This is a genomic window from uncultured Pseudoxanthomonas sp. (assembly GCF_947498795.1).
Lineage (GTDB): Bacteria > Pseudomonadota > Gammaproteobacteria > Xanthomonadales > Xanthomonadaceae > Pseudoxanthomonas_A.
Genome location: NZ_CANMLQ010000003.1, coordinates 113,471 through 130,000, shown reverse-complemented (window position 1 = coordinate 130,000; position 16,530 = coordinate 113,471). Strand labels below are relative to the sequence as shown.

Genomic DNA, 16,530 nt, shown 5'->3' with positions numbered 1-16,530 from the left:
CCGTTATAGTTACGGCCGCCGTTTACTGGGGCTTCGATCAAGAGCTTCGCCTTGCGGCTGACCCCATCAATTAACCTTCCAGCACCGGGCAGGCGTCACACCCTATACGTCCACTTTCGTGTTTGCAGAGTGCTGTGTTTTTGATAAACAGTCGCAGCGGCCTGGTTTCTGCGACCCCCCTCAGCTATAGCCCGCATGGGCCACCAAAGAGGGTGCACCTTCTCCCGAAGTTACGGTGCCATGTTGCCTAGTTCCTTCACCCGAGTTCTCTCAAGCGCCTGAGAATTCTCATCCTACCCACCTGTGTCGGTTTACGGTACGGTCTGCGTGAGCTGAAGCTTAGGAGCTTTTCCTGGAAGCGTGGTATCAGTGACTTCGTCCTAAAGGACTCGTCTCGGTGCTCGGTCTTAAAGGATCCCGGATTTGCCAAAGATCCAAACCTACCGCCTTTCCCCGGGACAACCAACGCCCGGTACACCTAACCTTCTCCGTCCCTCCATCGCACTCACGCGAGGTGCAGGAATATTAACCTGCTTCCCATCGACTACGGCTTTCGCCCTCGCCTTAGGGACCGACTAACCCTGCGTCGATTAACGTTGCGCAAGGAAACCTTGGGCTTTCGGCGTGCGGGCTTTTCACCCGCATTATCGTTACTCATGTCAGCATTCGCACTTCCGATACCTCCAGCAGCCTTCTCAAGCCACCTTCGCAGGCTTACGGAACGCTCCTCTACCGCGCATAACAAAGTTATGCACCCCAAGCTTCGGTTTCGTGCTTAGCCCCGTTAAATCTTCCGCGCAGACCGACTCGACCAGTGAGCTATTACGCTTTCTTTAAAGGGTGGCTGCTTCTAAGCCAACCTCCTGGCTGTCTGTGCCTTTCCACATCGTTTTCCACTTAGCACGAAATTTGGGACCTTAGCTGTGGGTCTGGGTTGTTTCCCTTTTCACGACGGACGTTAGCACCCGCCGTGTGTCTCCCGTACATTCTGTCTTGGTATTCGGAGTTTGCCATGGTTTGCTAAGACGCGATGTCCCGCTAGCCATAACAGTGCTCTACCCCCAAGAAGATTCATACGAGGCGCTACCTAAATAGCTTTCGAGGAGAACCAGCTATCTCCGGGTTCGATTAGCTTTTCACTCCTAATCACACCTCATCCCCTACCTTTGCAACGGGAGTGGGTTCGGGCCTCCAGTACCTGTTACGGCACCTTCACCCTGGGCATGACTAGATCACCCGGTTTCGGGTCTACTGCCCGCGACTATGCGCCCTTATCAGACTCGGTTTCCCTTCGCCTCCCCTATACGGTTAAGCTTGCCACGAACAGTAAGTCGCTGACCCATTATACAAAAGGTACGCAGTCACCCTTGCGGGCTCCTACTGCTTGTACGCACACGGTTTCAGGATCTATTTCACTCCCCTCTCCGGGGTTCTTTTCGCCTTTCCCTCACGGTACTGGTTCACTATCGGTCGGTCAGGAGTATTTAGCCTTGGAGGATGGTCCCCCCATGTTCAGACAGGGTTTCTCGTGCCCCGCCTTACTCGTCTTCACTGAAATGGTCTTTTCGAATACCGGGCTGTCACCGTCTATGGCCAGTCTTTCCAGACTGTTCTTCTAAAACCAATCCAGCTTAAGGGCTGGTCCCCGTTCGCTCGTCACTACTCAGGGAATCTCGGTTGATTTCTTTTCCTCCGGTTACTTAGATATTTCAGTTCACCGGGTTTGCTTCCAGCAGCTATGTATTCACTGCAGGATACTGCCGAAGCAGTGGGTTTCCCCATTCGGACATTACGGGATCAATGCTTGTTGCCAGCTCCCCCGCACTTTTCGCAGGCTGCCACGTCCTTCATCGCCTCTGACCGCCAAGGCATCCACCGTGTGCGCTTATTCGCTTGACCATATAACCCCAAGTCGCCTCGGAGTTACATGCCGTGTTGATGGGGTACAAAGCCACCAACGCGAACATACGACTCAATTTATTAGGGACTCGAAGTCCCCGCCTTAGCCTCAACGACACGTCTAGATGAAAATCTAAAACGCTCGCTACGTCACAAGTTGTTAAAGAACACGAAGCCGGCTTCAGCGCCGATCCGTTTCAAAATAATCTTTTAGTGTGCGATTGCAGGTTTCAGAAGTAATAGCCAGCCTGGTTTTGGTGGGTCTGGGAGGACTCGAACCACCGACCTCACCCTTATCAGGGGTGCGCTCTAACCACCTGAGCTACAGACCCAAAAGTCGTACCCAGTGGTGGAGCCTGTCGGGATCGAACCGACGACCCCCTGCTTGCAAAGCAGGTGCTCTCCCAGCTGAGCTAAGGCCCCGTTGTACGGGCTTACTCTGAAAAATGCAGGTGTCTTGTGTGGGCGCCTGACAAGAAGCGCTTGTCATGCTCAAAAGGAGGTGATCCAGCCGCACCTTCCGATACGGCTACCTTGTTACGACTTCACCCCAGTCATCGGCCACACCGTGGCAAGCGCCCTCCCGAAGGTTAAGCTACCTGCTTCTGGTGCAACAAACTCCCATGGTGTGACGGGCGGTGTGTACAAGGCCCGGGAACGTATTCACCGCAGCAATGCTGATCTGCGATTACTAGCGATTCCGACTTCATGGAGTCGAGTTGCAGACTCCAATCCGGACTGAGATAGGGTTTCTGGGATTGGCTCACCCTCGCGGGTTTGCAGCCCTCTGTCCCTACCATTGTAGTACGTGTGTAGCCCTGGTCGTAAGGGCCATGATGACTTGACGTCATCCCCACCTTCCTCCGGTTTGTCACCGGCGGTCTCCTTAGAGTTCCCACCATTACGTGCTGGCAACTAAGGACAAGGGTTGCGCTCGTTGCGGGACTTAACCCAACATCTCACGACACGAGCTGACGACAGCCATGCAGCACCTGTCTCACGGTTCCCGAAGGCACCAATCCATCTCTGGAAAGTTCCGTGGATGTCAAGACCAGGTAAGGTTCTTCGCGTTGCATCGAATTAAACCACATACTCCACCGCTTGTGCGGGCCCCCGTCAATTCCTTTGAGTTTCAGTCTTGCGACCGTACTCCCCAGGCGGCGAACTTAACGCGTTAGCTTCGATACTGGGTGCCAAGTTGCACCCAACATCCAGTTCGCATCGTTTAGGGCGTGGACTACCAGGGTATCTAATCCTGTTTGCTCCCCACGCTTTCGTGCCTCAGTGTCAGTGTTGGCCCAGGATGCCGCCTTCGCCACGGATGTTCCTTCTGATCTCTACGCATTTCACTGCTACACCAGAAATTCCGCATCCCTCTACCACACTCTAGTGATCCAGTATCCACTGCAATTCCCAGGTTGAGCCCAGGGCTTTCACAGCAGACTTAAACCACCACCTACGCACGCTTTACGCCCAGTAATTCCGAGTAACGCTTGCACCCTTCGTATTACCGCGGCTGCTGGCACGAAGTTAGCCGGTGCTTATTCTTTGGGTACCGTCATCCCCACCGGTTATTAACCGATAGGATTTCTTTCCCAACAAAAGGGCTTTACAACCCGAAGGCCTTCTTCACCCACGCGGTATGGCTGGATCAGGCTTGCGCCCATTGTCCAATATTCCCCACTGCTGCCTCCCGTAGGAGTCTGGACCGTGTCTCAGTTCCAGTGTGGCTGATCATCCTCTCAGACCAGCTACCGATCGTCGCCTTGGTGGGCCATTACCCCGCCAACTAGCTAATCGGACATCGGCTCATCTAATCGCGTGAGGCCTTGCGGTCCCCCACTTTCACCCGTAGGTCGTATGCGGTATTAGCGTAAGTTTCCCTACGTTATCCCCCACGAAAAGGTAGATTCCGATGTATTCCTCACCCGTCCGCCACTCGCCACCCAGAGAGCAAGCTCTCCTGTGCTGCCGTTCGACTTGCATGTGTTAGGCCTACCGCCAGCGTTCACTCTGAGCCAGGATCAAACTCTTCACTTAAAACTACTTAGCCCGAAGGCCAATGCTTTGAATGCAGATCGTCTGATCACAAGCTTTACGTATCGCTTGCATTTCTACAATTGACAAGATGCTCATGAATCGAACGTCTGCAAGATGGACAGCTAGTCCTTCCTGCAGGCGCCCACACAAGTCACCTGCGCACACTGTCAAAGAGCTGCGAAGTCGGCCTCAGCGCCTTCCTTCGTGAACCCCGTCGTTTCCGTCGAGGTGAGCCGCCTATTATGGCGGGTTTTTCTGTTCCGTCAACACCTTTTTTCGAAGTTGTTGGCGATCCGCTTTCCCTTCCCATGGCGCCTTCCCGTTCCGGCAAGGCCCCGTGCGTCGGGGGAGGGAAAGTATGGCCGGTTCTCCCGGCTTTGGGAAGGGGTCGGAGAAGAAAAATTCACACTGCGTCGACCGGCATTCCTGCAGCCCCTCCGCCGCTCAGCCGGTCACCAAGCGAACGCGCGCGAAGTTGCGCTTGCCCACCTGGAGAACGCCCTCGAAACCGGGCGCAAGGTGCAGTCCGGCATCCTCCACCACGTCGCCTTCCAGCTTTACCGCACGCTCCTTGAGCTTGCGGTTCGCCTCCGAATTGCTGGGCGTGATGCCGGCGGCCGTCAGCAGCGCCGCGATGCGGATGCCTTCTGCAGGCACCACGACATCCTTCAGCTCGAGCAGCGAGGTGTCGCCCTGGCCCGTGACGACGGCATGCCAGCCGGCGATCGCCTTCTCCGCTTCGGCGGCATCGTGGAAACGGGCCGCCAACTCGCGCGCCAGCCGGAGCTTCACATCGCGCGGGTTCAGCTCGCCGCCGTCGACGGACGCTTTCAGCGTGGCGGCTTCCGCGCCGCCGATCTCGAAGCTCAGCAGCTCGATCCAGCGCCACATCAACGCGTCGCCGATCTTCATTGTCTTGGTGACGATGTCGATGGCCGGCTCGCTGACCCCGATGTAGTTGCCCAGCGACTTCGACATCTTGTTGACACCATCCAGGCCTTCCAGCAGCGGCATGGTCAGCACGACCTGGGGTGCCTGGCCGTGATGCTCCTGCAAGCCGCGCCCCATCAGCAGGTTGAACTTCTGGTCCGTGCCGCCGAGTTCTACGTCCGCCTGCAGCGCCACGGAGTCGTAGCCCTGCACCAGCGGGTAAAGGAACTCGTGGATCGCGATCGACTGCTGCGCCGCGTAACGCTTGGCGAAATCGTCGCGCTCCAGCATCCGCGCGACGGTGTGCTGGCCGGCGAGGCGGATCATGTCCGCCGCGCCCATCCTGCCGAACCATTCGGAGTTGAAGCGGACTTCGGTCTTCTCGCGGTCCAATACCTTGAATACCTGCTCCTCATAGGTGCGGGCATTGGCCAAGACATCCTCGCGGGTCAGCGGCTTGCGGGTCGCGTTCTTGCCCGACGGGTCGCCGATCATTCCGGTGAAGTCGCCGATCAGGAAAATCACCTGGTGGCCCAGGTTCTGGAACTGGCGCATCTTGTTCAGCAGCACTGTATGACCCATGTGCAGGTCGGGCGCCGTGGGGTCGAACCCCGCCTTCACGCGCAGCGGACGGCCGGAGGCGAGGCGCGCCTGCAGGTCTTCGATCTTCAGTATTTCGTCGGCACCACGGCCGATCAGGGCAAGCGCTTCTGCGGAGGACACGGGATAGCGGTTCCAGATAGAGGGGCCACGTGAAGGCCAAGTCAGTGACGTGAAGTTGCCGTTAAAAGAAAGTAAACAGTGATGCCAATCAAAAAAGCTATCTGACTCAATGGTTTGACGCGAAGTCTTCGCGTGTCTATGGTACGCCGATTGGGGCTTTGCCTTGGCCCCGGGGTGCAACCTTGATGCAAACTCATGGGGGCGGCAACAGCCGCAAGCAACTGTTTCGCGAGCGCCTGGGGGTGCTCCGCGATAGCGCCGTGAAGCGTCATCTGCCGGAGGGGCGATGGACGCGACGCCACTGGATCCACGCCACCCTGTTCACCACCATCGGCGTGCTGATGGCGACGATCGTGCCGGGCTTCTCGAGTGCGATCCAGGCGCCGGTCTCCGAACCGCGCAACACCTTGCTGCTTGATCTGCCCGAACTGTCCGCAGAGCGCCAGGCCGGTATCGCCGGCGACAGCTGGCAAGTGGTGCGGGTGAAGCGCGGCCAGACGCTGGGCGCGATCTTCGAGGAGCTGGGCATCCCGGCCGCGACGCTGCACCGCATCCTGGACAACGCGGATGCCAAGAAGGCGCTGACCCGCCTGAAGCCCGGCACCGAGATCGCCTTCGACCTGCCGGTGACCGGCGGCCTGCGCACCCTGCGCTACGACCGCGATCCCAGCCATCGCGTCGAACTCGTGGTCGGCGAGGACAAGGTCACCGAGCGCGTGATCGCGCGCGAGACCACGACCCGTACCGTCGTGCTGAGCGGCAAGGTGGGGCGTTCGCTCAACCGGTCGGCCCGCAAGGCGGGGCTGACGTCCGCCAACATCAATTCGATGACGGACGAGATCTTCAAGTACGACATCGACTTCAATTCCGACCTGGGACCGGAAGACCGTTTCAGCGTGGTGGTCGAACAGACGTGGCGCGAGGGCGAGCTGATCAGCACCGGCCCCGTGCAGGCCGCCACGTTCACCGTCGACGGGAAGCTGCATTCGGGCTTCCGATTCACGCGTCCGGGCGGCAAGCCGGAGTACTTCACCGCCGCAGGCCGGCCGCTGAAGAAGAACTTCATCCGCATGCCGATTGCGTATGCGCGCATGAGCTCGAAGTTCGGTGCGCGCCGCCATCCGGTGCTGGGCACGATGCGCATGCACAAGGGCGTGGACTATGCCGCCTCGACGGGTACGCCGATCATGGCGGCCGGCGATGGCCGCGTGCAGTTCGCAGGGTGGCAGGGCGGCTACGGCCGTACCGTGATCCTCGACCACGGCCGCGGCCATACCACGCTGTACGCGCACATGTCGCGCCTGGGCAAGATCAAGCCGGGCCAGCGCGTCGCGCAGGGCACGGTGATCGGTTACGTCGGCACCACCGGGCTGTCGACCGGCCCGCACCTGCACTACGAATTCCGCATCAACGGCGTGCACCGCAATCCGCTGTCGGTGACGATGCCGCCGCCGGAGCCGCTGTCCGGCGCACAGCTGGCGGCGTATCGCACGTACACGGCCAATGCGCTGGCACGTATCCGCACGGTGGAAGACATCATCTATGCCGATGTCGGCCCCGCCGACGAGGCGAAGGCGACCACCGTCGCCGCCGCCAAGCCTGCCAACAGCAAGAAGGGCGGCAAAGGCTGAGCCCGGCGCATGGCGGCGAACAAGAAAAGGCGGGACACTGTCCCGCCTTTTCTTTGCGTGACGTTCCCGCATGACCGACGCCATCGACGCCACCGTTTCCGAGCTCTACCTGGGCCTGATGTCGGGCACCAGCGCCGACGGCATCGACGCCGCCCTGGTGCGCTTCGAGGGTGAGGGCCGCGCCCTGCGGTGCGACCTGGTGCGGGGCCACACGTTCGCCTGGGATCCCGCCTTGCGCACGACGCTCGTTGCGCTCGGCCAGGGTGCGGACACCGTGTCGCTGGATACGGTGGGCCTGCTCGATGCCCGCATCGCCATCGCATTCGCCGATGCCGCGCTGTCGCTGCTGCAGGCCGCTGGCGTGCCGCGCGGCCGCGTCCGTGCGATCGGCTCCCACGGCCAGACGGTGCGCCACCGGCCGCATGCGGAGCCGCCGTTCACCTGGCAACTCGGCGATGGCAACGTCATTGCTGAACGCAGCGGCATGACAACCGTCGCCGACTTCCGTCGCCGCGATGTGGCGGCGGGCGGCCAGGGCGCGCCGCTGATGCCGGCGTTCCATGCCGCGCTGCTGGGATCGACGCACGAAGACCGCGCGGTGCTCAACCTGGGCGGCATCGCCAACTTCACGTTGTTGCCGGGCGCGGGGGATGTCCGCGGCTTCGATACCGGGCCGGCGAATGCCTTGATGGATGCCTGGTGCGAGCGCCATACCGGGCACGCCTACGATGCCGACGGTGCCTTTGCCGCCAGCGGCCAGGTCGATGCGGCGTTGCTCGCGCGCTTGCTGGCCGAACCCTGGTTCGCCGCACCGCCGCCGAAAAGCACGGGGCGCGAACACTTCCACCTGGACTGGCTGCAGGCCCGCCTGGAAGGGAATTCCGTATCGAATGCGGACGTGCAGGCCACCCTGCTGGATCTCACCGCGCGTACCGTGGCCGATGCCCTGCACATGACGCAGCCCGACACGCGACGCGTCCTGGTCTGCGGCGGCGGCGTGCGGAACCCGGTGCTGATGGCGCGGCTGGCGGCCTACATGCCGCAGGCCGTGGTGGAGTCGACGGCCACCCACGGCCTGGACCCGGACTATGTGGAAGCGATGGGGTTCGCGTGGTTGGCCCGCGAGACGCTGGCGGGTCGCCCCGGCAACCTTCCCGCCGTCACCGGCGCATCGGGCCGCCGCGTGCTCGGCACTGTGTATCCGGCCTAGAACCCCTTGCCGGACGGAACGTCCTTCAACGCGCTGATCGCCTCGGCCAGCGCATTGACCTCGCGGTCGTCGAAGCCGCCACGGACTTCCGCCTCGCAGACGAACAGGCCCTGCTCCAGCAGGTTGAAGATGGTGTCGTGGATCGGCCAACCCCGCGCCTGCGAGACGCGCCGGATGCGCTCGGCGAGGATCGGGTCCACGTCCTTAAGCACGATGTCGGTCATCCCCTCCTCCCCTAGCCTGCCCCGGCGGGAAACTGTAGCGCAGTCATTCAAGCCGGCGTATCCGGCGCGCGCGCGTCAACGCCGGTGGCGGCCTCATGGCCGCTGCCGAACCGGATGCGCGGCGCGAGCCAGAAGAACAGGATCACCGCCGGGACGGCCACCAGCGCAGTGATCCAGAAATACACCGCATATCCGGTCTGCTCGACGATGCCGCCGGACACCGCGCTCAACAGTTTGCCCGGCAGCATCACCAGCGAGGAGAACAGCGCGTACTGCGTGGCGGTGAAACGCTGGTTGACCAGCGCGGACAGGAACGCCACCAAGGTCGTGCCCTGGAACCCCTGGGCGAGATTCTCGCCCGAGATCACCAGCGTCAGCTTCCATACGTCGCCATCGGCGCCGACCAGCCAGACATACAGCAGGTTGCTGATCGCGCCCAGCACGATCCCCACCAGCAGCGGCCATTTCACGCCCCAGCGGGCGATGGCGATGCCGGCCAGGAACACGCCGGCCAGGCCCACCCAGATGCCATAGAACTTGGTGACCGTCGCGATCTCGGTCTTGGTGAAACCCTCGCCGAGGTAGAACGGCGCCATGATGCCGCCGCCCAACGACTGGTCGGAGATCTTCGCCAGCAGGATGAACGACAGTAGCGCCAGCGCCAGCGCCGGGCCGAACCGGCGGAAGAAATCGAGGAACGGCTCCACCACGCCTTCCTGCAGGCCTTCGGCCCACGTCGTCATCCGCACCCGCACGACATCCGGTTCCGATGCCAGCAATACGGCGACGACCGGAATCAGCATGAAGGCCGCCATGGCGACATACACCTGCGGCCAGGGCACGTGGTCGGCCAGCACCAGGGCGAGCATGCCCGTGATGATCAGCGCGATGCGGTAGCCGAGCGAATACGTGGCCAGCAGCGCGCCCTGCGACTCCTGCGGCGCGATCTCGATGCGGTAAGCGTCCACGGCGATGTCCAGCGTGGCGCCGGCAAAGGCCGTCAGCAGCGTGACCCAGATGAAGGGCGCCAGCGTCCCCGGTGTCAGGTGCGCCATCAGTAGCAGACCGACGATGACCACTCCCAGCGCCAGCAACAGCCAGCCGCGCCGCTGGCCCAGCCCGCCCAGCAATGGCAGGCGCCAGCGATCCACCAGTGGCGCCCACAGGAACTTCAACGTGTAGGTGAGCCCCGCGCTGGCGATCAGGGTGATGTTCTTCAGTTCCAGCCCGTTCTCGGTCAGCCAGTACGCCAGCGTTCCGGCCACGAGCAGGAATGGCATGCCCGAGGCGAAGCCGAAGAAGAACATCGTCCACGCCGAAGGCTGCGCGAACGCACGCCAGACGGAAGGCTTGGCGGGACGTTCGCCGACGGAGGTCGTCATCAGGTGTAGTCCACCGTGAAGGGGGCATGGTCGGAGAAGCGCTGGTCGCGGTAGATCGAACAGGCCTTCAGGCGGTCGCGCAGCGAGGGCGTGACGAACTGGTAGTCGATGCGCCACCCCACGTTGTTGGCGCGCGCGGCGCCACGGTTGCTCCACCAGGTGTAGTCCTGCCCTTCCGGGTGCAGCGCGCGGTAAGCATCGATCCAGCCCCCGTCGTCCACGCACATACCGTTCAACCAGTCGCGCTCCGGCGGCAGGCAGCCGGAATTCTTCTGGTTGCTGGTCCAGTTCTTGATGTCCAGCCGGCTGCGCACGATGTTCCAGTCGCCGCACAGCACGTAATGGCGACCACTGCGGCGCCATTCGTCCAGCACCGGCGCCAACCAGTCCATGACCCTGAACTTGAAGCCCTGCCGCTCGTCGCCCGAGGAGCCGGACGGGATGTAGAACGAGACCACGCTCAGGTCGCCAAAGCGCGCCTCGATGTAGCGGCCTTCTTCATCGAAGTCCGGCCAGCCCAGCGCCGTACGGATCTCGTCCGGCTCGCGCTTGGCGTAGATCGCCACGCCGCTGTAGCCCTTCTTGGTGCTCGCGTCGCGGAACCAGGCCTTGTAGCCGGCGGGCAGGAATTCCGGCCCGGCCAACTGGTGTTCCTGGGCCTTGGTCTCCTGCACGCACAGGACGTCGGCCTGCTGCGCCGTGAACCAGTCGAAGAAACCCTTGGTGGCTGCCGATCGCAGCCCGTTGGCGTTGAAGCTGATGATGCGCATGTGCACGTCGTTCGTCGGAAACCGGGCAAGCGTACCCGAACCCGCGCGGCCATCGCGCGATGCACGCCGCAGGGCGGGTATCCTGTCGTCTCACCTGTTCATTCCCGCCGCCCATGTCCGACCACCGCTCCCGCTTCCTCCAGCTCGCGTTGCACGCACAGGCCCTGCGCTTCGGCCAGTTCACGCTGAAGTCGGGGCGGCAGAGTCCGTACTTCTTCAACGCTGGCCGTTTCGACAGCGGTGCGCGGCTGGCCGGGCTGGCCAGCTGCTATGCGGATGCGGTGGAAGACGCCGGCCTGTCGTTCGATCTGCTGTTCGGCCCGGCCTACAAGGGCATCCCGCTGGCGACCGCGGTGGCCTGCGAGTTCGCCCGCCGCGGCCGCGACCTGCCGGTGGCGTTCAATCGCAAGGAAGCCAAGGACCATGGCGAGGGCGGCCTGCTGATCGGCGCGCCGCTGGAAGACCGCCGCGTGTTGATCGTGGACGACGTGATCACCGCTGGCACCGCCATCCGTGAAGCCCTGGGCCTGATCCGTGCCGGCGGCGGCACGCCGGCCGGCATCGTGGTGGCGCTGGACCGGCAGGAAGTGCTGGGCGATCCCGGTACCGGCGGTCCACGCCGCTCGGCCGCGCAGTCGGTGGCCGAGGAAACCGGCGTTCCCGTGGTGGCCGTGGCCAGCCTGCACGACCTGCTTGCATTTGCCGGCGAAAGCGCCGACCTTGTCCGCCATCGCGACGACCTGCTGGCCTATCGGGCCCGCTACGGCAGCGCGACCCAGGACTGAAGCAGCAGGGGGCTGCCATGACCGTCCGCACTTCCTACCTGCTGGCTGCCGCACTCCTGGCCACGCCGCTGGCGTTCGCCCAGGGCAACAAGGGCGCGGCCAAGCCCGCGGTCAACAAGAAACTCTTCTGCTGGGAAGAGAAGGGCCAGCGCGTCTGCAGCGATGCGCTGCCGGCCGATGCCGTCAATGTCGCGCGCGACGAGATCAGCGCCGCCAGTGGACTGCGCACGGGCGGCGTGGACCGCGCCATGACGGACGAGGAGCGCGCGTTGGCCGCCATCGCGGCCCAGCAGCAGTTGATCGATGATGCCGCCGCCGACATGCGCCGGCGCACCGATGCCGCCATGCTGCTGTCATACCGCAGCGAAGAGGAACTGCGCCGCGTCTTCAACGAGCGCACGGCGATCGTCGACAACAATGTCCGCACCGCCGGCTACAACGCCGTCAGCCTGCGCGACGGCCTCATCAGCCTGCTGCAGACCGCGGGCGACCGCGAGCTGGCGGGGCAGCCGGTGCCCAAGGAGATGGTCGCTTCCATCCGCCAGCGGCACGCCGAGCTGGTGCGCACCCGCCACCTGCAGCAGAGCTTCGAGAAGCAGCGCGCGGAACTGGACGTGGAGATCGCCGACATCCTGCAGCGCTTCCGCGCCATGAGGGGCGTCACCCCGGAACAGGCGGAAGACGCGATGCTCAACGCCACGCCACCGGCAGGGACGGCGCCTGCGCCGAGATGATGCGTCAGGCGCGATCGGCATTGCCCGCTGCACCATGAAAGAACGCCGGGCATTGCCCGGCGTTCGCGCACTGGCCCTCCCTGCGCGGAAGGTCAGAACGTCATCTTCAGTTCCGGCGCCAGCGCCTGCAGTCGGGTCCGGAACTCGGTCTTGATCCGCTCGAGCGCCGCCGTCGTGTCGGCTTCGAACCGCAGCACCAGGATCGGCGTGGTGTTGGACGCGCGCACCAGGCCCCAGCCGTCGTCCCAGTCCGCGCGCAGGCCATCGATCGTGGACAGGCGTGCACCCTCGAACTCCGCACCTTCGACGAAGCGCTCGACGATGGCGTGCGGCGTACCCTCCCGCACGTCGACCTTGATCTCCGGCGTGGATACCCCGTCCGGCAACTCCGCCAGGACCTCGGAGGGCGTTTCCGCGCGGTTGGCCAGGATCTCCAGCAGGCGGGCGGCCGAATACAGGCCGTCGTCGAAGCCGTACCAGCGCTCCTGGAAGAAGAAGTGGCCGCTCATCTCGCCGGCCAGTTCCGCACCGCTCTCGCGCATCTTGGCCTTGATCAGCGAGTGCCCGGTCTTCCACATCATGGGCGTGCCGCCATGGCGCAGCACCCAGCCCTGCAGCTTCCCGGTGCACTTCACGTCGTAGATGATCAGCGCGCCGGGATTGCGCTCCAGCACATCGGCGGCGAACAGCATCAACAGGCGGTCGGGGAAGATCACCGCGCCTTCCTTCGTCACCACGCCCAGGCGGTCGCCATCGCCGTCAAAGGCTAGGCCGAGGTCGGCGTCGAACCGCTTCACCGTCTGGATGAGGTCTTCCAGGTTGTGCGGTTCGCTGGGGTCTGGATGATGGTTGGGGAACGTGCCGTCCACCTCGCAGTACAGCGGAATGACGTCGGCGCCGATGGCTTCGAGCAGCTGCGGCGCGATGTCGCCGGCCACGCCATTGCCGGCATCCACCACGATCTTCAGCGGACGCTCCAGCTGCACGTCGTCGGCGATGCGCTGGATGTAGTCGGCCGAGACGTCCCGTTGCTGCAGGTCGCCCGGCACGCCGGCCAGGTACAGGCGGTTGTCGCGGATGCGTTCGTACAGATCGGTGATGGCGTCGCCCGACAGCGTCTGGCCGCCGACCACGATCTTGAACCCGTTGTAGTCCGGCGGGTTGTGGCTGCCGGTGACGGCCACGCAACTGCCGGCGCGCAGGTGGTAGGCACCGAAGTACGCCACCGGCGTGGGCGCCAGGCCGATATCGATCACGTTGCGTCCCGCCTTGCGCAGGCCTTCGATCAATCCACCGGCCAGGTCCGGCCCCGACAGGCGGCCGTCGCGCCCGACGACGATGTCCATCAGGTCCTCGTCGCGCATCACCGAGCCGATGGCCAGGCCGATCAGTTCGGCCACCTCGATGCTCAGCGAGGCGCCGACGATGCCGCGTATGTCGTAGGCGCGGAAGATGCCCGGGTCGACCTCCACGGTCTTTGCGTCCGCCTGCCGGTACGCGTCTGCCTCCTCGTCGGCGGAGCCAGCGCGCGCCGTCGGCGCGGGCGGGGGATCACGCAGCAGCGCCTCGCCCAGGGTGGGTTCGTCCATGTCGTGCATCTCTGCTCCTTTCTTTCCAAACCGTCCCACCCGGACACCGCCACGCGCGACCACGACCGACGCGATGGCCAGGCCTGCCAGCAGGGCCGCCACCACCAGCGCCGGGATGGCGCCCAGGCCCAACGGGCCGGATTCGCTGTCCGGCGCCGCCGTGGCCACGCGCAGGCCGGTCTTGCCCACCGCGTGCGCCATGCGTTCTGCGCCGTCGGACAACTGACTGTCGCCGCGCTGCTGGATGGAGTAGCCGCCCTGTCGCAAGGCCAGGTAGCCGCCGGCGGGCAGCGCCACGCCATCGAAGCCGGCAGTCAGGCGCGCCAGTGGCACGCTCACGTACAGCACGCCCTGCGGCACGGCGGCCGCCATGCCGAAGGCGGTCTTCTTGCCGTCCTTCACCACGCGCGTCGCGACGGCATCGCCCTGCATCCCGGCTTCCAGCAAGGCCAGCTTGCTGAAGCCGAATGCCGCGGCGTCGTCATAGGCGGCCTGCAGCCCGCCCTCCAGGATCTCGACGTGCTCCACGCCGGCCCATCCTTCGCGTACGGCGGCCACCGCAGCCGCAGTGTCGTTGGCGGCCAGCGCCGCCTTGACCGGCGCGGACGCCAGGCGCTGCTGCAACTGTTTCACCTGCGCCGCGTGGCTGGCCTGCACCGCCTCCACCGCCCGGTCGCGCGCGCGCTCGACGTCTTCCAGCAAGCGGGCGTCGCGCCACTGCCGGATGCCGCTCCAGGCAAGCAGCGCGGCCAGCAGCGCCAGCAGCACCGCCAGCTTCGGCAAGGCGCCACGCAGGTCGCCCACGGGAATCCGCTTGCGGCTCTCGGTCGTCGTATTCATCGGCTTGTCCCCTGTCACCGCACGCCGGTGTGGCCGAAACCACCCGTCCCCCGTGCGCTGTCGGCGAAAGTATCCACCACTTGCAGGCCCACGCGCACGATCGGCAGCACCACCACCTGGGCGATGCGATCGCCGGGCTGGATGGTGAAGGCCTCGTGGCCGCGGTTCCACACGCTGATCAGCAGCGGCCCCTGGTAATCGGCATCGATCAACCCGGTGCCGTTGCCGAGCACGATGCCGTGCCGGTGCCCGAGTCCCGACCGCGGCAGCACCACCGCGCACAGGCCCGGATCGCCCAGGTGCAGCGCGATGCCGCTGGGCACCAGCGCCGCATCGCCGGGCTCCAGCACCAGCGGGGCTTCCAGCGCGGCGCGCAGGTCCATGCCGGCGCTGGCTTCGGTGGCATAGGCCGGCAGCGGCCATTCGTCGCCGAAGCGCGGATCCAGCAGCTTCACTTCCACGGTGCGGTCAGCGGTCATGCGTCCAGTCGCTCCACGATCAGGTCCATCAGGTCGTCGGCCAGCCGTGTCTTCGGCGCCGACGCGAAGCTGCGTTCGCCATCCTTCCAGTACGCCGTCATCGCGTTCTGGTCGCTCTCGAAGCCGCCGTCGGCGATGCCGACCCGGTTGGCCACGATCATGTCCAGCCGCTTGGCCTCCAGCTTCCTGCGCGCGTACTCGGCCACGTTGTTGGTTTCGGCGGCGAAGCCCACCACCAGCTTCAGCGCCTGCGTCTGCGCCGCGACTTCGGCCAGGATGTCGGGCGTACGCACCAGATCCAGTGCCAGCGATTCACTGGACTTCTTGATCTTGTTGGCCGCCGGCTCGCGCGGCGTGTAGTCCGCCACGGCGGCGGCACCGATATAGATGTCGGCGGGCAGGGCGGCGAAGACGGCCGCGTGCATCTGGGCGGCCGAGCGCACATCGACGCGATCGACGCCCGCCGGGGTCGGCAACTGCACGGGCCCGGCGACCAGGGTGACGCGGGCGCCCCGCCTGGCCGCGCTCGCGGCGACGGCGAAGCCCATCTTGCCGCTGCTGCGGTTGCCCAGGTAGCGGACCGGATCCAGGTCCTCATAGGTCGGGCCGGCACTGACCACGACCTTCAGGCCGGCCAGGTCCTGCGGCACCTGCGCCGCCGCCTGCCCCGCCAGGGCAGCGACGATCTCGTGGGGCTCGGCCAGGCGACCGGGGCCGGACTCGCCCTCGGCCAGCGGACCGTCGTTCGGACCGACCACCTGTACGCCACGGGCGCGCAGCGTGGCCAGGTTGGCCTGGGTGGCCGGGTGCTGCCACATGCGGTGGTTCATCGCCGGCGCGAGCATGATGGGCGCGGTGGTGGCCAGGCACAGCGTGGTCACCAGGTCGTCGGCCAGGCCGTGCGCCAATCGGGCCATCAGGTCGGCGGTCGCCGGCGCGACGATCACGCGGTCGGCCCAGCGCGCGAGTTCGATGTGGCCCATCGCCTGCTCGGCGGCGCTGTCCCACAGGGTGGTGCGCGTGGGCTGGCCGGACAGGGCCTGGAAGCTCAGCGGGGTGACGAAGTGCTGGGCACCCGCGGTCATGGCGACCTGCACCTCCGCCCCGCCGTCGCGCAGCCGGCGCACCAGTTCCAGCGCCTTGTAGGCAGCGATGCCGCCCCCCACGCACAGCAGCAGCCGCTGCCCTGCGAGACCCTGCATCTTGTCCGGTCCACTCACGTCGGCCCATTCCTACGTCGATTCAGGCGATTAGCTTACCCGAACGCCCCGCACGCCCCGATCCCGGCCCCGCC

11 protein-coding genes, 2 tRNA genes and 2 rRNA genes (1 of these 15 running past the window's edge) are annotated in these 16,530 nt (G+C 64.7%); 4 read left to right on the top strand and 11 right to left on the bottom strand.

The genetic code is table 11. The annotated features are described in order from the left end of the window. The 5 genes from Q0907_RS10060 to tyrS all read right to left on the bottom strand — a co-directional run. A 23S ribosomal RNA gene (locus tag Q0907_RS10060) occupies positions 1-1,899 on the bottom strand (it extends 980 nt beyond the left edge of the window). Positions 1,900-2,154: 255 nt separating this feature from the next. Then, positions 2,155-2,231 (bottom strand) — tRNA-Ile (locus Q0907_RS10055). A gap of 15 nt (positions 2,232-2,246) precedes the next feature. Continuing rightward, positions 2,247-2,322 (bottom strand) — tRNA-Ala (locus Q0907_RS10050). Between the two features lie 72 nt (positions 2,323-2,394). Next, positions 2,395-3,939, bottom strand: a 16S ribosomal RNA gene (locus tag Q0907_RS10045). Together the 16S and 23S rRNA genes with 2 tRNA genes alongside form the textbook arrangement of a ribosomal RNA operon. A gap of 444 nt (positions 3,940-4,383) precedes the next feature. After that, a complete protein-coding gene (gene tyrS, locus Q0907_RS10040) occupies positions 4,384-5,592 on the bottom strand; it encodes a tyrosine--tRNA ligase (protein WP_299344136.1) in 1,209 nt (402 codons plus the stop codon). Between the two features lie 185 nt (positions 5,593-5,777). Between tyrS and Q0907_RS10035 the strand changes: the two genes are divergently transcribed. Both Q0907_RS10035 and Q0907_RS10030 read left to right on the top strand, forming a co-directional pair. Continuing rightward, positions 5,778-7,223 carry a peptidoglycan DD-metalloendopeptidase family protein gene (locus Q0907_RS10035; RefSeq protein WP_299344133.1) on the top strand — a complete coding sequence of 482 codons (1,446 nt, stop codon included), beginning with the start codon at positions 5,778-5,780 and terminating at the stop codon, positions 7,221-7,223. A gap of 70 nt (positions 7,224-7,293) precedes the next feature. Continuing rightward, positions 7,294-8,433, top strand: a complete 1,140-nt coding sequence (locus Q0907_RS10030; RefSeq protein ID WP_299344130.1) for an anhydro-N-acetylmuramic acid kinase — start codon at positions 7,294-7,296, stop codon at positions 8,431-8,433. Here the strand turns inward: Q0907_RS10030 and Q0907_RS10025 are convergent. Genes Q0907_RS10025 through Q0907_RS10015 form a run of 3 tightly spaced genes read right to left on the bottom strand, consistent with a single transcriptional unit; the run spans position 8,430 to position 10,809 of the window. Further along, on the bottom strand, positions 8,430-8,657 hold the full coding sequence (locus Q0907_RS10025) for a hypothetical protein (protein ID WP_296281080.1): 228 nt from the start codon (positions 8,655-8,657) through the stop codon (positions 8,430-8,432). The two genes, Q0907_RS10030 and Q0907_RS10025, sit on opposite strands and share 4 nt — an antisense overlap. A gap of 47 nt (positions 8,658-8,704) precedes the next feature. After that, complete coding sequence (locus Q0907_RS10020; RefSeq protein WP_343125253.1) at positions 8,705-10,039, bottom strand: MFS transporter; 1,335 nt, start codon at positions 10,037-10,039, stop codon at positions 8,705-8,707. Then, positions 10,039-10,809, bottom strand: coding sequence for an exodeoxyribonuclease III (locus tag Q0907_RS10015; RefSeq protein ID WP_299344127.1), 771 nt, complete (start codon positions 10,807-10,809; stop codon positions 10,039-10,041). Before Q0907_RS10015 ends, Q0907_RS10020 begins: the two co-directional genes overlap by 1 nt. Before the next feature lie 113 nt (positions 10,810-10,922). On the opposite strand from Q0907_RS10015, the gene pyrE reads away from it, so the two are divergent. Together pyrE and Q0907_RS10005 are read left to right on the top strand one after the other, a co-directional pair. Then, positions 10,923-11,594 (top strand): orotate phosphoribosyltransferase, encoded by a 672-nt coding sequence (pyrE, locus tag Q0907_RS10010; RefSeq protein WP_296281075.1) that lies wholly within the window; start codon positions 10,923-10,925, stop codon positions 11,592-11,594. A gap of 17 nt (positions 11,595-11,611) precedes the next feature. Continuing rightward, positions 11,612-12,328: a hypothetical protein gene (locus Q0907_RS10005; RefSeq protein ID WP_296281074.1), complete on the top strand. Its 717-nt coding sequence runs from the start codon at positions 11,612-11,614 to the stop codon at positions 12,326-12,328. Between the two features lie 92 nt (positions 12,329-12,420). Here the strand turns inward: Q0907_RS10005 and Q0907_RS10000 are convergent, their stop codons facing one another. The 3 genes from Q0907_RS10000 to coaBC are packed head-to-tail and all read right to left on the bottom strand — an operon-like array spanning position 12,421 to position 16,438. Next, a complete protein-coding gene (locus Q0907_RS10000; protein WP_299344122.1) occupies positions 12,421-14,757 on the bottom strand; it encodes a phosphomannomutase/phosphoglucomutase in 2,337 nt (778 codons plus the stop codon). A gap of 14 nt (positions 14,758-14,771) precedes the next feature. Then, positions 14,772-15,236, bottom strand: coding sequence for a dUTP diphosphatase (dut, locus tag Q0907_RS09995; protein ID WP_299344119.1), 465 nt, complete (start codon positions 15,234-15,236; stop codon positions 14,772-14,774). Further along, positions 15,233-16,438 (bottom strand): bifunctional phosphopantothenoylcysteine decarboxylase/phosphopantothenate--cysteine ligase CoaBC, encoded by a 1,206-nt coding sequence (gene coaBC, locus Q0907_RS09990; RefSeq protein WP_299344525.1) that lies wholly within the window; start codon positions 16,436-16,438, stop codon positions 15,233-15,235. Before coaBC ends, dut begins: the two co-directional genes overlap by 4 nt. Positions 16,439-16,530: the final 92 nt, after the last annotated feature.

Coding starts and splice junctions, on each gene's coding strand:
- Q0907_RS10035 (WP_299344133.1), top strand. CDS start 5,778: ATGCAAACTCATGGGGGCGGCAACAGCCGCAAGCAACTGTTTCGCGAG.
- Q0907_RS10030 (WP_299344130.1), top strand. CDS start 7,294: ATGACCGACGCCATCGACGCCACCGTTTCCGAGCTCTACCTGGGCCTG.
- Q0907_RS10025 (WP_296281080.1), bottom strand. CDS start 8,657: ATGACCGACATCGTGCTTAAGGACGTGGACCCGATCCTCGCCGAGCGC.
- Q0907_RS10020 (WP_343125253.1), bottom strand. CDS start 10,039: ATGACGACCTCCGTCGGCGAACGTCCCGCCAAGCCTTCCGTCTGGCGT.
- Q0907_RS10015 (WP_299344127.1), bottom strand. CDS start 10,809: ATGCGCATCATCAGCTTCAACGCCAACGGGCTGCGATCGGCAGCCACC.
- pyrE (WP_296281075.1), top strand. CDS start 10,923: ATGTCCGACCACCGCTCCCGCTTCCTCCAGCTCGCGTTGCACGCACAG.
- Q0907_RS10005 (WP_296281074.1), top strand. CDS start 11,612: ATGACCGTCCGCACTTCCTACCTGCTGGCTGCCGCACTCCTGGCCACG.
- Q0907_RS10000 (WP_299344122.1), bottom strand. CDS start 14,757: ATGAATACGACGACCGAGAGCCGCAAGCGGATTCCCGTGGGCGACCTG.
- dut (WP_299344119.1), bottom strand. CDS start 15,236: ATGACCGCTGACCGCACCGTGGAAGTGAAGCTGCTGGATCCGCGCTTC.
- coaBC (WP_299344525.1), bottom strand. CDS start 16,438: ATGCAGGGTCTCGCAGGGCAGCGGCTGCTGCTGTGCGTGGGGGGCGGC.